This window comes from Actinoplanes sp. NPDC048988, from assembly GCF_043197815.1.
Taxonomy (GTDB): domain Bacteria; phylum Actinomycetota; class Actinomycetes; order Mycobacteriales; family Micromonosporaceae; genus Actinoplanes.
Genome location: NZ_JBICTW010000015.1, coordinates 150,448 through 164,221, shown reverse-complemented (window position 1 = coordinate 164,221; position 13,774 = coordinate 150,448). Strand labels below are relative to the sequence as shown.

The window sequence follows — 13,774 nt, the reverse complement described above, 5'->3', positions numbered from 1 at the left end:
GCGGGCGTTGCTGCAAAATCGCCGCCCGCCTCGGAGCAAATCGCGAGACAGGCACCTGCACGTCGACTCGAGCTACGTCCGAACGACCCGACGCAGGCCGAAGGAGGAGAAGTCGCGGCACCCGAACAATGCAGCCGACGGGCTTATCCCTAACGACGTGCATCCTCGCGGTGGTGTGCCAGCCGAAGCTTCCCCCGTGGCCGGCCGGCACACCACCGCTCAGCCCTTATCTTTTCCCTCGCGACGAGAGACCCCTTCCTCCATGTCTTCCCCTGGGCCGGTGAGCAATCTCCTCCTGCCACCGCGTACTTGTGACCGCGCGTTATGGATACGCGCCCAAACGCTGATGTCGCAGCACGCTCTGTCAGCTTTCGATGCCCGATGCGCCAATCCGCGATGCGGTCAGAGGTATCCCTGCATCCCAGCACGGACGGCGGCCAGGTTGAAAGCGGCCAGCACTGGTCCCTTCCACCAGAGAATGACGGCCCTTATCGACGCCCAATCCTGCGAAGTGCCTCCATCAGACGCCATCGGGCTTTCCACGCTAACTCCGACCGCTGAGCGTGAAAATTTCGTGACGAACCGTCCACCCGGCGGCACCTGCGTCAGCGCTTCGACCGACACGATGGTGCCGGCGGCGATCGCATGACGGCCCCCGCCGCCTCGCCGCGGAAGGGTGGGCGCCGATGGATGCGGCTGGCGGAGCGTCCGATCCGCTCCAAGTTGGCTCTGTTGTTGACGGTGCCGCTTGTGGCGATCCTGACGTTAGCGGCGCTGATCGGTGTCACTGGCATGTTCGCGGCGTTGAAGGCCGAACAGGCGCGTCGGCTGGTTAACGTCGGCGTCATCGCTGGTGAGCTGACGGCGCAGCTGCAGCGGGAGCGCGCGGCGGCTGCGGCGGTGTTCGTGCAGTCCAGCCAGCCCGGGGTGATCGAGACGTACCGTCGCCAGGCGGAGGTCACCGACGTGGCCGCCGCGCAGTTCGTGGCCGCTCAGAAGGACCTTGACGCTCCTGCCGGGCTGGCAGCGCCGTTGCAGCGCCTGGATGCGCAGTTGACGGCGCTACCGCTGTTGCGCGAGCAGGTCCGCAGCGGCCAAGACGCCACCGGCAGCTTGACGATCTTCCGGTACCGAGCGCTGACCGCCGAGCTCGGCGGCTACCGAACCGCGTTGAGCCAGCTCGGCGTCGACGCGGAGACCGCCAACGGCCTGCGAGCCTCAGCCACGGTGTCCCAGGCCATCGAAGCGCTCGGGCTGATGCAGGTCGCGGTCCTGCCGGCCATCCGGGACACGCCGTTGACGGCCGCCGAACAGCAGCAGATCGTCAGCGCGAACGCCACGTTCAACGAAGCGCTGGAGACGTTTCGGCAGATCGCGCCTGCAGACTGGCAGGCTACGCTCGCTGGGCAGGCCAGCAGTAAGACCGCACTGGCGGGTGAGCGGCTGCAGGGCGTCGCCGCGCGGGCTCAAGCGAACGCTCCGCTGGACTTGGGAAGCAGCGCCAGTAACTGGGTCACGGCTACGAACGCCCGCATGCAGCAGTTGCACGCCGCGGAGCACCAGTTCGACACCGACCTGCTTGCCTCGGTCACCGGCCAACGCGACCAGCAGCGGAACAACCTGCTGTGGCTGGGCATCGGCGTCGTGACCGTCCTGGTCGTGCTGGGGACCGTGGTGTGGCGGGTCAGCGCGTCGATCACCGGTCCGCTGCGGCTGCTGCAAGCTGGTGCCCAACGGATGGCCACCGTACGGCTGCCGGAGATGGTTCGCCGGATCACCACCGGCCCAGCCACTTGGGAGCTCGGCCCCGGCGAGTCGCTTCACACTGCCGCCGATGCTGATACCGCGGCAGGTCAGCTGGCTGCCATTGGCGGCGGCGAGGTCGGCGATGTCGCCGCGGCGTTCGAGCAGGTGGCCCGTACAGCCGTCGAGCTGGCCGGTCAGGAGGCTACGGCCCGGGCCACGGTCGATGACGTCGTGCAGAACGTCGCCCGGCGGCTGCTGTCGCACATCGAGATGCTGACCAGCCAGCTTGACGAGCTGGAACGGCCCGAGGCAGACGTCCAGCGGCTCGAGCAGCTGTATGGACTGGACCACCGCACGACTTTGGCGCGGCGAACCATCGGCAACCTGCTAGTCATCGCGGGCGGGCGCGCCGGCGAGGATGTGCACGAACCGACCGCCCTGTTCGACGTGGTCCGTGGCGCCTTCAGCCGGATTGATCAGTACACGCGGGTCGAGAACAACGTGGGCGCGCACATCATGATCGAGGCGTTCGCCGTCGCGGATCTGCTGCATCTGCTGACCGAGCTGTTCGCCAACGGAACCCGTTTCTCTCCACCGCACACGCTGGTGTATGTGCAGGCTGAGGTGGTCGGCGACACCCTGCATATTCAGGTCACCGACGAGGGCTACGGGATCGACTCGGAAGAGCTGGAGGAACAGCGGCAGCGGTTGCGGCACTTCCGCCTGGACGCCCAGACGGTGCGGCACATGGGCCTGCCGGTCGTCGGCCGCATCGCCGAACGTCTGGGCATCACCGTCAACCTGCGCTCGAGCAAGGGCGAAGGAACCCGCGTCGACCTCAACCTGCCGGCCACGCTGTTCCAGGTCGCCGAACCGCAGCCCGCTGCACCAACGGCTCTGCCTCGTCAGCCCACCAGCGCGCAGACGTCGGCTCGCGGCGCGGTCCCGGACCAGCCGTACGGACAAGCCGACACCGCACCGTTCTCCGCGCTGACCAGCGCCGCACCGGCGGTAGCGGTTATGGTGCCCACCCAGGAGCTGCTGCCGTACGCCGGACGACCACCGGCGTCCGTCGCACCGCACCACGAGGGCGCATCGGCTCCCACGGTGATATTCGATCAGCTTGCTTCGGCCAACCCGTGGTTCGCCGGCGCGGGCGGTGCTGACCAGCCACCTCCCTCACTGGGGGAGCAATGGCAGCAGGGCGCCAGCGTGATGGCTGCCCATGCCGCCGGTGCTGCCGGGCCGGATACGGCCCCGCCAGCAGAGCAGGTGACCCGCAGCGGGTTGCCGAAACGACAGCCCCGCCAGTACGAGGTTCCCCGCACGTCCGTCCAGCCGGTACCTCGCCAGCGCGATCCTCAACGTTCTCGTGCCCAGCTCAGCGCTGCCGCGATTGCTATGCGCCGTCCCGCCAGGTCTCCCTCCGGACAGTTAGGCCCATCATGACCATGTCACCCGTCAGCCCCACCGGCTACCACGCGAGCGTTCCCTCGGTCACCCAGTTCACGGCGCTGCTCGACGAGCTGCCGCAGCTAGTCCGCGGCGTCGCGCTCGTCGTGGCGGCCAGCGCCGATGGCATCACTCGCGCCGCGTCGAGCAACCTGCGCCGGGAGAACGGTGATCCGCTCGGGGCCGCGGCGTCCGGGATCGTCGGCATGATCAGCGGCATCGCGGGCCACCTCAACGCCGGAGCGACCCACCACGTGCTGGTGGAGCTCGATGAAGGCTTCATGGTCATCCAGAAACCGACCGAGCATGCCTTGCTGCTGGTGCTCGCCGGTCACGACACCAACATGGACCAGCTGTTCTTCGAGCTCGACCGCCTCGGCGAATCCGCCGGTCGCATTCTCGACCCCGGTGCCCGCGTCTTCAGCTGAGCCCGGCCCCGCCGGCTTAACCCCTCGCTGGGCGCCTCTCTGCGGCGCTCGGGGCCGGCCGGTCGTCACGGTCGGCTTGCCCACCACCCTTCCATCACTGACCCAGGAGTCCGCGTGAAACCCCGGTCACACCATCCACGCTCTCGTACTCGCTGCGCCCTCGCCGGCCTGCTGACCGTTGCGCTGCTCGCTGTCAGCGCATGCAGTGGCTCCAGCCTCGACAACGACAAGTCGGCCGATGGGGCGATCCGTATCGGCCTGATCTGGCCGAAGACCGGCCCGTATCAGGCGCTCGGTGTGGATATGGAACGCGGCTGGCAGCTTTACCTCGACTCCCATGGCGGCAAGCTGGGCGGCCACACGGTCACCACCGCGACCGGTGACGAAGGCGTCAACCAGGGCACCGCGCTGACTGCGGCGAAGAAGCTGCTCGACGCCGACAAGGCGACCGTGCTGGTCGGCACCGCCAGCGCCGACCCCACCGTCGCGATCGCGCCGATCGCGAATCAGCGCAAGGTGCCGTTCATCGGCACCGGCGGCCGGCCCGGCTCCCTCAAACCCGCCGACCTGGGCTATGTGTGGCACACCTCGTGGCAATCGCGCGAGACCGGCGCCGCGATCGCCGACCACGTCCGCACCACCGTCAACGGCCCGGTCTACTTGATGGCCCCGGACTACCAGGGCGGCTGGGACCAGCTCGGCGGCTTCACCGACGCCTTCACCAAGGCCGGCGGCAAACTCGCCAACGAGGGCGACAAACCGGCCTGGACCCCGTGGGGGGCTACCAGCGTCAACTTCCTGCCCTACTTGAACAAGATCAAGGACTCCGGGGCCAAGGCCGTCTACGTCTTCTACGCCGGCAGCATGGCCGTCGAATTCGTCAAGCAGTACAAGCAGTCCGGACTTGCCATCCCGCTGTACGGCGCCGGGTTCCTGACCGAGGGCGCCGTCCTGGCCGCCGAAGGCGCCGCCGCCGACGGGGTGCAGACGGTCATGAACTACGTGCCGGACCTCGACAACCCTGCCAACCGCACGTTCTCCACCGAGTACCAGAAGAAGTACCAGCAGCCGCCGAGCATCTACTCGGTCACCGCCTGGGACGCCGCCCTGCTGCTCGACCAGGCGATCGCCGCGGCCGGCGCGAACCCGACCAGCGAGTCGATCAACACGGCGATCGGCAAGCTCGGCGCGATCGACAGCCCCCGCGGCAGCTTCCGGCTGGGCACCGTCGGTCACTCCCCGGTGCAGGCCTGGTACCTGCGCAAGGTCGCCTTCGACGGCCGGACCCGCGCGAACGTCACCCAGCAGACCCTGACCACCCTCGGCAGCTGAAAGGCCCCTTGTTATGACCTCCACCGACACCACCACGCCAACCAGCAGGTACATGTTCGACAACGACACCGCCGAGGCCGCCCGGCAGGTTCAGATCCTGGCCGACGTCCTCGACGACCACACCATCAGCGTCCTCGAGGGCATTGAGGTGCCGCACGACGGCCGCTGCCTGGACCTCGGCGCCGGAGCCGGCACGATCTCCACCTGGATGGCCGGCGAGCTCGTCCCGGCCGGTCACGTCGACGTCCTCGACCTCAACCCCCGCCACATCCCCGCCCACGAGCGGACCACCGTGATCACCGGCGACGTCACCACCCACGAGTTCCCCGCCGCCGGCTACGACCTGATCCACGCCCGGCTGCTGCTGATGCACCTGGCCGACCGCGACCAGGTCCTCGCCCGGATCGCGGCCGCGCTCAAGCCCGGCGGGGTGCTGGTCGTCTCGGACTGGGAGACCACGCACCTCGACGAGATGTTCGTCCGCGGCACAGGCGAGGTCGCCGCGGCGTTCCTCGCCTTCCAGCAAGCCCTGATCGGCCTCGGCGAGGCAGGCGGCATGGACTCGCGGTGGGCGCGGCGCATCCCCGCCGTCATGGCCGACGCCGGGCTGGTCGGCGTCACCGCGCAGACCTTCAACCGGGTGTGGGTCGGCGGCAGCGCCGGGATGCTGCTGCACGACTGCAACAGCCGCCAGAAAGAGCGCGAACTACTGGCCGCCGGCATGACTCTCGAGCAGCTCGACACGCTGCGCACCGCGATGACCAACCCCGACGTATGGGCGTGGCACTGGCCCATGCACACCGCCGTCGGCGTACGCCCCGCGAACTAACACCCCTACCCGACGAGAAGAGCAGAGGAGCGTGCCGTGACAGCGGCAGAACTCGCGGCGACCAGCATCGACGGCGTGGCCTACGGGCTGCTGCTGTTCACCGTCGCCGTCGGCCTGACCCTGATCCTCGGCGTCATGGGCGTGATGAACCTCGCGCACGGCACGCTCTACCTGCTCGGCGCCTACCTCGGCTACGCCCTGTCCGATGGCACCCTGCCCGGACTCGCGCTCGCCGTCGGCGCGGCGCTGCTGGTCGGCGCCACCGGCGGAGCGCTACTGGACTTGCTCCTGCGACCGGTGCACGATCACCGCCAGCAAGCCCTGGTCACCCTCGGCGTCGCGTTCCTCGCCGTCGCGTGCTTCAACGCAGCGTTCGGCGGCAGCCCTCTACCCGCCGACCCGCCCGACGCGCTGGCCGGCAGCGTCGCACTGTTCGGGCACGGCTACCCCGTCTACCGCCTCGTCTTCATCGCCGTCGCCGCGCTGATCGCCGCCGGCCTGCACCTGCTGCTGCGCCACACCCTCACCGGGGCCCGGCTGCGCGCCGTGGTCGCCTACCCGGCCATGGCCGCCGCCACGGGCATCCGCACCCCGGCCGTGCGCCTGGGAGCGCTCGCCGTCGGCGCCGCCCTCGCCGTCACCGCCGGCGTGCTCGGCGCCCCGCTGATCGGCCCTGCCCCAGGCACCGACACCCACGTCCTCACCCTGTCGCTGATCGTCGTCGTACTCGGCGGCGCCGGCAACATCGCCGCCACCCTGGCCGCCGCGCTGTTCGTCGGCCAAGTCCAAACCCTCGGCGTAGCCCTCGCCCCGGGCACCGCCTCGTTCGCGCTGTTCGTACCCGTGCTGCTCCTGCTGATCGTCAAAGCCCGCCGCGGCCGGGCCGTCCTCGCCACACCCGCCGCCACGACCCCCGACCAGCTCCCCGCGCCCGTGCGACCCTGGTCGACCCGGCCGGTACGCGCTGCCGCCCTGAGCGTCCTGCTCGTGCTCGCCGCCGCCTGGCCGGCGCTGGTGGACCGCTACCTGGTCGTGCTCGCCGCGACAGCGCTGATCTACGCGATCCTGGCCGTCAGCACCCAGTTGCTCGTCGGCGTGGCCGGGCTCCCCTCGTTCGGTCAGGTCGCCTACGCCGGCGTCGGCGCCTACACCGCCGCCCTGCTCTCCCTCGCCGGACACACCAACGCGCTGCTACACCTCGCCGCCGCTGCGGCCACCGCCGCCGCGGCAGCCGCGCTGACCGCGCCGCTGGTACTGCAGGCCCGCGGCACCGCGTTCATGCTCATCACCCTCATGCTCGCCGGCACCGTCGCGCTGCTCGCCTCTCAGTGGAAGACCCTGACTGGCGGCGACGAAGGCCTCCAGCTACCGGCGGTCCAGCTGTGGCCCGGGACCGAGCCGGCCACGCAACCGGCGTACCTGTACTGGTACATCCTCGCCTTCACCGTCGTCACCATCGGCGCAGTGCTGCTGGTCACCCGGTCACGGCTCGCGCTGATCTTGCGCGGGCTGGCCGGCCATGAACCGCGCATGGCCGCCCTCGGCCACCGCCCCACCCTGGCGCACACCGCCGGGTACACCCTCGCCGGGGCGGTCGCCGGCGTCGGCGGGGCCCTGCTCGCCGCCCTCAACGCCTACGTCTCCCCGGCCGATCTCGGGTTCGACGCCGCCACGGTGGTGTTCCTGGCCGCCGCGATCGGCGGCACCAGCCTCACCGGCGCCGTCGCCGGAGCGTTCGCCGTCATCGCCGCACGCGACTGGGCCGCCAACGCGCTCGGCGGCGCTCCGCTCTGGCTCGGCCTGCTGTTCCTCGCCGCCGTCTACGCGCCCCTGGGATACAACCACGTCCGGCACCGGGCCGGCCGGGCAGCCGTCGTGTCCCCGGCGCTGACCGAGGGGAGCCCGGCGTGAGCACCCCGCTGCTGCACCTGCACCAGGTCAGCCGCCGCTACGGCGCCGTGACCGCCCTGCACCCGCTCAGCCTCGACATCCCGACGGGGGCCCGGCACGCCATCATCGGCCCCAACGGCGCCGGGAAATCCACTCTGCTCAACCTCATCGCGGGCAGTCACCGCCCCAGCGACGGCGCCATCACGCTCGACGGACGGCCGATCACCCGGCTGGGCGCAGCCGCGCGCGCCCGGCACGGTATCGGCCGCACCTTCCAGCACCCCGCCGTCATCGGCGAGCTCACCGCGTCCGACAACATCGCCGTGGCCGCACACGCCGCCGGCCGCCGCGCCCGCGCCGCTGAGCGCCGCCGCCGGGTACAGACGGCACTGACCAGCGTGGACCTCGACGCCCACGCGGGCACGCCCGCACGTGCCCTGTCCTACGGCCAGCAGCGCCGCCTCGAACTGGCCATGGCCCTCACGGCCCGACCCCGGCTCCTGCTGCTCGACGAACCCTCCGCCGGCCTCGACCCCGCCGAAATCGTCCAGCTCACCACGACCCTGCGAGACCTGCCGTCCGAGATCACCGTGCTGCTCGTGGACCACCACCTGCCGCTGGTCTTCGACGTCGCCACCGCCGTCACCGTGCTCGCCGCCGGCGCTCACGTCGCCACCGGCACCGTCGACCAGATCCGCGCCGATACCCGCGTCGCCGACGCCTACTTCGCCACCCCCGCGACGACCACGACGCGCACGGTCCGCACCGGCAGCCAGGCCGTCTTGACGGTCGAGCAGCTGCGCGCCGGCTACCACGGCGCCCCCGTCCTCGACGGCGTCGACCTCGAGGTGGCAGGGGGCGCGGTGCACGCCCTGCTCGGCCGCAACGGCGCCGGGAAGACCACGCTGTTCAACGTGCTCGCCGGGCTGCACCCGGCCCTGCCCGGCGGCACCATCTCACCGCGACCGGGCCCGCGCCACGCCGGTAGCGACGAAGTTGCGCTCGTGCCGCAGGGACGCCGGCTGTGGCCCACCCTCACCGTCGCCGAACACCTCAACCTCGCGGCCGCGGCGGGGACACGTCGCAACGGCCACGGTCGCCGCTTCACCCACGACGACATGTGGCGTCTGCTGCCCGCCCTGGACGGCAAGCAGCACCGCTACCCAGCCCAGATGTCCGGCGGGGAACAGCAGATGCTCGCGATCGCCCGGGCGCTACTGCTGCAACCGCGGCTGCTGCTGCTCGACGAACCCACCGAAGGCCTGGCCCCCCAGGTCGTCGACCAGCTCGCGCAGCTCATCACCCGCATCGCCGACGACGGCGTCGCCGTGCTGCTGGCCGAGCAGAACCAGCAGTTCGCCCACACCGTCGCCGACCGCATCAGCGTGCTGGACGGCGGCCGCATCGCGTTCTCCACCACCGAGTTCACCGAGCCGGCCACCCGTACCCGCCTCGCCGCCTACCTCGGCGTCAGCACCGCAGGAACCGCCGCATGAACCCGGTCAACCCGCGCTTCGCCCGCGGTGGACTCGAGCCCCCGCTCAACGACCCCCGCGCCGACCGGTGGCTCAACTCCACCGGCCGCACCACAGCGGAGGCCGACCTGGCCCGTCCCACCGTGGAGGATATGCGCCGCGAGTGGCAGCACCATGTCGACCAGATGCGGCGGCGGGTGCGGACCATCGTGGCGGTCGCCGCCGTCCTGGTCGCGATCGCCGTCGCCGCCATCGCTGTCCACGGACGCATCGCGACCCCCTGCTCGTCGCCCCTACAGTCCGCCCCCGCAGCGGTGACGCCATGAGCCGCCCCCGCAGCGCCCGGCCGGCCATCGCCAGTACCTCGGCCAGCATTCCCGCCGCCGGGACGGCACGTAACGAACGGTGGCCAGCACCCTCCACACCCGACCGGCCGCACAACGAAGCCACGACCGCCTACGCACCCGGGCACGATCCGGACAGCGAGCAATGGACCGGATTCGTCACCGAACTGCTCGCCCTCGGCTTCGACCCGCAGGACCTGGTCAGCGTCGCCGCCCACGCGGCCGAGCACCGCGACTATCCGCACGACGTGCGGGACCTCATCTCGCGACGAGCGTGCCAACTCGCCCAGCACGCCTGCACCCCGACCGCTGCGGCCACGCTGTTCGCGTTGCGCACTCGCGCCACCGTCCTCGACGACGCCGGCCACCACCAGCAGGCCGCCGAACTCTGGGACCAGCTCATCACCCGGTATCGAAGCGCGGATCAGCCCGGTCAGGCCCAACAGGCCCGGCTGGCGTATGCCACCTGCCTGCACCGCCAAGGCCGCTGCGTCGACGCCCTCGACCAGATTGTCCTCGGTTGGCAGACCGCGGCCGAGACAGCCGACGATGACGCGCCGTCGGCGGTCACGGTCGTGCGGCTGTACCGGTTGATGCTCGACGCCTGCCATCCCCGCGCCGGCACCACCATCACACGGCCGGCCACCCCCAGCACGGCGCAGCCACCGACCGAGGTAGCCGGCACCCTGCCGATCGCCGAGGCCCTTGAGCATCAGCGTGTGTGCGCCTACCGCGCGCGGAGCAGCGGAAGGGCACGCCCATGACCTCCGCGGAGCGGCAAGCACTGCCGATGGCCCTGCCCTTCGCCCGCCTCCTACTGGCCAACGGAGACCCCGACGGCGCAGCCCTCCTGCTGAAACATCACCTGAGCGGCCTCGATCCCGATGATGCCCCCTGCGACCTGGTGCTGCTGGAGGCCGCAGCCCTCTACAGCGACATCACCGGCGACCCGAGATGGACCCGCTACGCCGTCCGCGCCCGCCTGCGCTTTCCCCCACCGCGACCCTCAATACCTTCGCCGCGGCGTTCCCAGCCAGACACCGCTGACCAGCGGACAGGGTCGGCGTTCGTACATCCCTCGTACGACCACATGCCCTTGTCGCCGGACCTGCCGATGAAGCTGCTGCACGATGCGCAGTCCCTGCACTGGCGGGGCCACTGCGGCGAAGCCGTCCGTACCGCCACGTACGCGTTGAATTTCTGGCACAGGCAGCAGCACGACGGCGGCGGAGCAACGCTGCTGCTCTGGCTGGCCGCGATGCTGTGCGCGTGCCGGCGCGACCTCGACGCCCATGCCCAACTCCTGGCTGACAGCCGTCTTCTGCCCCCACGAGGCAGTGCCGAGCGGTACGAGCTTGCGGAGTACGGCATCCGCACCTTCACCAGAGTTGTTGCGACGCACGACAACGTCTGCGCGCGCTGGCGGCACCCGTCGCCGCTCGCTGAGCTCGGCGCCCTCACGTTCGCCGACGATGCTGCCCAGCCGTGGTCCGAGCGCCGCAATCGCTGGTGGCGGCTGCTCCTGAGCCTGCCCGGTGTGTCATGACCGGCAGCGCCCCTGATTTCTTCCCGCTCCGTCGTCACCCGCGAGGCAGCTCATGACACACGACGCACCAAAGATCGACACCAGCGTGTCGCACCCGGCACGCCGCTACAACTACTGGCTCGGCGGCAAGGACAACTTCGCCGCCGACCGCGGGTCCGCCGACGCGATCCAGGCGCGGTACCCGGACATTCGCACCGCCGCGCGGGAGAACCGGCGCTTTCTGCAACGGACGGTGCGCTACCTCACGGGCGAGGCGGGGATCCGGCAGTTCCTCGACATCGGCACCGGCCTGCCCACCGCCGACAACACTCACGAAGTTGCCCAGCAGGTTGCGCCTGCCAGCCGCATCGTCTACGTCGACAACGACCCCCTGGTGATGACCCACGCCCGCGCCCTGCTCACCAGCGATCCCGAAGGACGCACCGACTACATCGAGGCTGACCTGCGCGAACCGCACAAGATCCTCAGCGACCCGAAGCTGCACGAAGTCCTCGACCTCGAGCAGCCCGTCGCGTTGATGCTCGTCGCGGTGCTGCACTTCCTCGACGATGACCAGCGGCCGCACTCCGTCGTCCGAGAGTTGCTCGACCGCCTCGCGCCCGGTAGCTACCTGGTTGCCTCGCACGCCACCGGCGACTTCCTCGACCAAGGCACTCGCGAGCAGCTGAACCAGTACGACTTCGTTCTCCGCAGCCAGGAACAGTTCAGCGAGTTCTTCACCGGTCTTGAGCTGATCGAGCCGGGGATCGGCCCGATCACCGCGTGGCGGCCAGACAGCACCGAGATCGTCAATCCCAAGGAGGCATCGGTCTACGGGGCGGTCGCCCGCGTTGCCGGCCCGCGGACCGCACGGGCCGCCCGATGAGCGCCATGCCGCCGGAGCTGGCACGCCACGAGCCTGCGACCGCACCCGACGATGAGCGGCTTGTCGACATCGTCCTGAGGTGGATCGCCGAGGCGCCGCATCGCGGGCCGGTAGTGGCCCAGTGGGCGCAGTATGCCGCGGCGGCCAGCGCCCGGCTGCACCCGAACGGGGATCAGCAACGGCAACGCGCCACCCTGGCCGACGCCGCCGTGCGGGCGGGCATCCTGCCGCTGTTCGACAGCACGTCCCGGGTGGCGGCAGCGGTCGCGGCACGCATCACCGATACCGGCCGTTCTTCCGCCGATGCCGTGAGCATGCTCGACCATCTGCACGCCTACTTCGCCCTGCATACCCACGGGATGTGTCCCCTCGCCCACCAGGGAGTACGGCATACGTCCATCCCTGCGGAGCATGGCCAGGGGCCCAAGCCGGCCCTGCTGACGACGGTGGTCGTCGGCGTTGCAATGGCCGGCGCGTGTGGCCGCGACGACCTCGCCGGCCGCTTGCTCGAGGTGCGCGCAGAACACCTGGACGTTCTGGACGCACCCGGGCGTGCCCTGTTCGCTGCTCTCGCGCTGGACCTCACCGACCGGATCTCTGGACCGCACCGCGGCGTATGCACCCAGACCCGGCGCCGGGCGCTGGACCGGCACCAGTTCTCGGCCCTGCTGCACGGCGAACCCCCCTCCGGGCACCGTGCGCCGGCACCGTCCGACACCGCGCCACCTACCGCAGACGTGGGCGCAGCGGAGACGAGGTGGGAGGTAGACCTGGACGCTGTCTGGTACGGACTCAGTGCGTACACCGAAGCCCTGCACAACCGCCAGCGGCTGTCCGCCACACCGGCAAGCAGCGGCGTATGGCTGGTCTGTGACACCTGCCGGCTCGCGCTGCGAATAGGTAGCTCCGTGGTGCACAGCGCGCTGGGCACGCTGACGGCTCCGATCATCGCCGCCGGTCAGCCTGCCTGGCTGCAGGCCGACATCAGCCGGGCGACGTGGCGGATGCTCGGCGAGCACCCCAACCATGACCTTCGTGTCCTGACCGATATCTCGCCTGCCTGGCGGAAATACGCGTTCACCCCCACCGACCTGATCGCCTCAGCCGGCACCGACCCGAAACCGGACATCGCTCTCGCCGACTACCTCACCGACTGGCCCGGCCCGCTCACGTCCACCGACTTCGCCGGCGCTACCGCCGCTCAGCCGCAGGAACCGGTCGACGGTGCAGTGAGCCTGGTGTGCCTGCCCTGCCGCCTCGATCTGGCCCTGGGCCGCAGCACCGGCCAACCCGGCGCCGCCGTCATCATCGGCGGCCGGCCCGCAGCCGATCAGGCCGTCGCCACGACCGCCGTGTTCCGGATGCTGACCGAGCACGCCGGGCACGACCTGGCCGTCTTCAACAACGCCGGGCCGTGGGACCAATACGTCGACTACGGCGAGTGGGGTTTCTCCATCGAGTGCGGCGATGACCGCCGGCCGCCGAACCTCGGCGATATCACCCACCGGCAGTACATCGAAGGCTGGCCCGAGGCCCCCACCCGTCAGCACTATCGCGGCGCCGACCCGGTGGAAACGCCGGCATGGCCAGGCAGGTCCTCGGGGGCACCGTGGTGACGCCACCAGCGCTCTCGTCGAACCTCCCGTCCGTTCCCCTCGCCCCGTCACGCGCGGGCACCACACCACACGAGGAACCATGAAGCAGCCTGCGCCACCCACAGCGCCGACCGACTCCTACAGCCTCGGGGCAGACCCCGGCCCGGCCCCCGCCGGTGACCAGGTCTCACGCAGCCCCTGGCGGGCTGTCGCCGCAGCATTGACAGCCGTCGTCACCATCACCACGGCTGGAGCTCTGCTTCCCCGGCGAG

11 protein-coding genes are annotated in these 13,774 nt (G+C 70.7%); all 11 read left to right on the top strand.

The annotated features are described in order from the left end of the window. Positions 1–690: 690 nt before the first annotated feature. The 11 genes from ACGFJ7_RS35385 (at position 691) to ACGFJ7_RS35335 (ending at position 13,523) form a co-directional block, all read left to right on the top strand. Positions 691–3,195 (top strand): nitrate- and nitrite sensing domain-containing protein, encoded by a 2,505-nt coding sequence (locus tag ACGFJ7_RS35385; RefSeq protein ID WP_392646230.1) that lies wholly within the window; start codon positions 691–693, stop codon positions 3,193–3,195. Further along, a complete protein-coding gene (locus tag ACGFJ7_RS35380) occupies positions 3,192–3,626 on the top strand; it encodes a roadblock/LC7 domain-containing protein (protein ID WP_392646229.1) in 435 nt (144 codons plus the stop codon). Before ACGFJ7_RS35385 ends, ACGFJ7_RS35380 begins: the two co-directional genes overlap by 4 nt. A 114-nt stretch (positions 3,627–3,740) precedes the next feature. Next, complete coding sequence (locus tag ACGFJ7_RS35375) at positions 3,741–4,958, top strand: ABC transporter substrate-binding protein (RefSeq protein ID WP_392646227.1); 1,218 nt, start codon at positions 3,741–3,743, stop codon at positions 4,956–4,958. 52 nt (positions 4,959–5,010) lie between these two features. Next, positions 5,011–5,787, top strand: coding sequence for a class I SAM-dependent methyltransferase (locus tag ACGFJ7_RS35370; protein ID WP_392646225.1), 777 nt, complete (start codon positions 5,011–5,013; stop codon positions 5,785–5,787). Positions 5,788–5,823: 36 nt separating this feature from the next. Further along, complete coding sequence (locus ACGFJ7_RS35365; protein WP_392646224.1) at positions 5,824–7,698, top strand: ABC transporter permease; 1,875 nt, start codon at positions 5,824–5,826, stop codon at positions 7,696–7,698. After that, on the top strand, positions 7,695–9,173 hold the full coding sequence (locus tag ACGFJ7_RS35360) for an ATP-binding cassette domain-containing protein (RefSeq protein ID WP_392646222.1): 1,479 nt from the start codon (positions 7,695–7,697) through the stop codon (positions 9,171–9,173). Before ACGFJ7_RS35365 ends, ACGFJ7_RS35360 begins: the two co-directional genes overlap by 4 nt. Continuing rightward, the gene (locus tag ACGFJ7_RS35355; protein ID WP_392646220.1) at positions 9,170–9,478 is read left to right on the top strand and encodes a hypothetical protein; all 309 of its coding nucleotides are present in this window, start codon (positions 9,170–9,172) and stop codon (positions 9,476–9,478) included. Before ACGFJ7_RS35360 ends, ACGFJ7_RS35355 begins: the two co-directional genes overlap by 4 nt. Continuing rightward, complete coding sequence (locus ACGFJ7_RS35350; protein ID WP_392646218.1) at positions 9,475–10,260, top strand: hypothetical protein; 786 nt, start codon at positions 9,475–9,477, stop codon at positions 10,258–10,260. Before ACGFJ7_RS35355 ends, ACGFJ7_RS35350 begins: the two co-directional genes overlap by 4 nt. Further along, positions 10,257–11,042 carry a hypothetical protein gene (locus ACGFJ7_RS35345; protein WP_392646216.1) on the top strand — a complete coding sequence of 262 codons (786 nt, stop codon included), beginning with the start codon at positions 10,257–10,259 and terminating at the stop codon, positions 11,040–11,042. The genes ACGFJ7_RS35350 and ACGFJ7_RS35345 overlap by 4 nt, the downstream gene beginning before the upstream one ends. A gap of 52 nt (positions 11,043–11,094) precedes the next feature. After that, complete coding sequence (locus tag ACGFJ7_RS35340) at positions 11,095–11,907, top strand: SAM-dependent methyltransferase (protein ID WP_392646214.1); 813 nt, start codon at positions 11,095–11,097, stop codon at positions 11,905–11,907. After that, positions 11,904–13,523: a hypothetical protein gene (locus tag ACGFJ7_RS35335; protein WP_392646212.1), complete on the top strand. Its 1,620-nt coding sequence runs from the start codon at positions 11,904–11,906 to the stop codon at positions 13,521–13,523. Before ACGFJ7_RS35340 ends, ACGFJ7_RS35335 begins: the two co-directional genes overlap by 4 nt. Positions 13,524–13,774 lie beyond the last annotated feature (251 nt).

Coding starts and splice junctions, on each gene's coding strand:
- ACGFJ7_RS35385 (WP_392646230.1), top strand. CDS start 691: ATGCGGCTGGCGGAGCGTCCGATCCGCTCCAAGTTGGCTCTGTTGTTG.
- ACGFJ7_RS35380 (WP_392646229.1), top strand. CDS start 3,192: ATGACCATGTCACCCGTCAGCCCCACCGGCTACCACGCGAGCGTTCCC.
- ACGFJ7_RS35370 (WP_392646225.1), top strand. CDS start 5,011: ATGTTCGACAACGACACCGCCGAGGCCGCCCGGCAGGTTCAGATCCTG.
- ACGFJ7_RS35355 (WP_392646220.1), top strand. CDS start 9,170: ATGAACCCGGTCAACCCGCGCTTCGCCCGCGGTGGACTCGAGCCCCCG.
- ACGFJ7_RS35350 (WP_392646218.1), top strand. CDS start 9,475: ATGAGCCGCCCCCGCAGCGCCCGGCCGGCCATCGCCAGTACCTCGGCC.
- ACGFJ7_RS35345 (WP_392646216.1), top strand. CDS start 10,257: ATGACCTCCGCGGAGCGGCAAGCACTGCCGATGGCCCTGCCCTTCGCC.
- ACGFJ7_RS35340 (WP_392646214.1), top strand. CDS start 11,095: ATGACACACGACGCACCAAAGATCGACACCAGCGTGTCGCACCCGGCA.
- ACGFJ7_RS35335 (WP_392646212.1), top strand. CDS start 11,904: ATGAGCGCCATGCCGCCGGAGCTGGCACGCCACGAGCCTGCGACCGCA.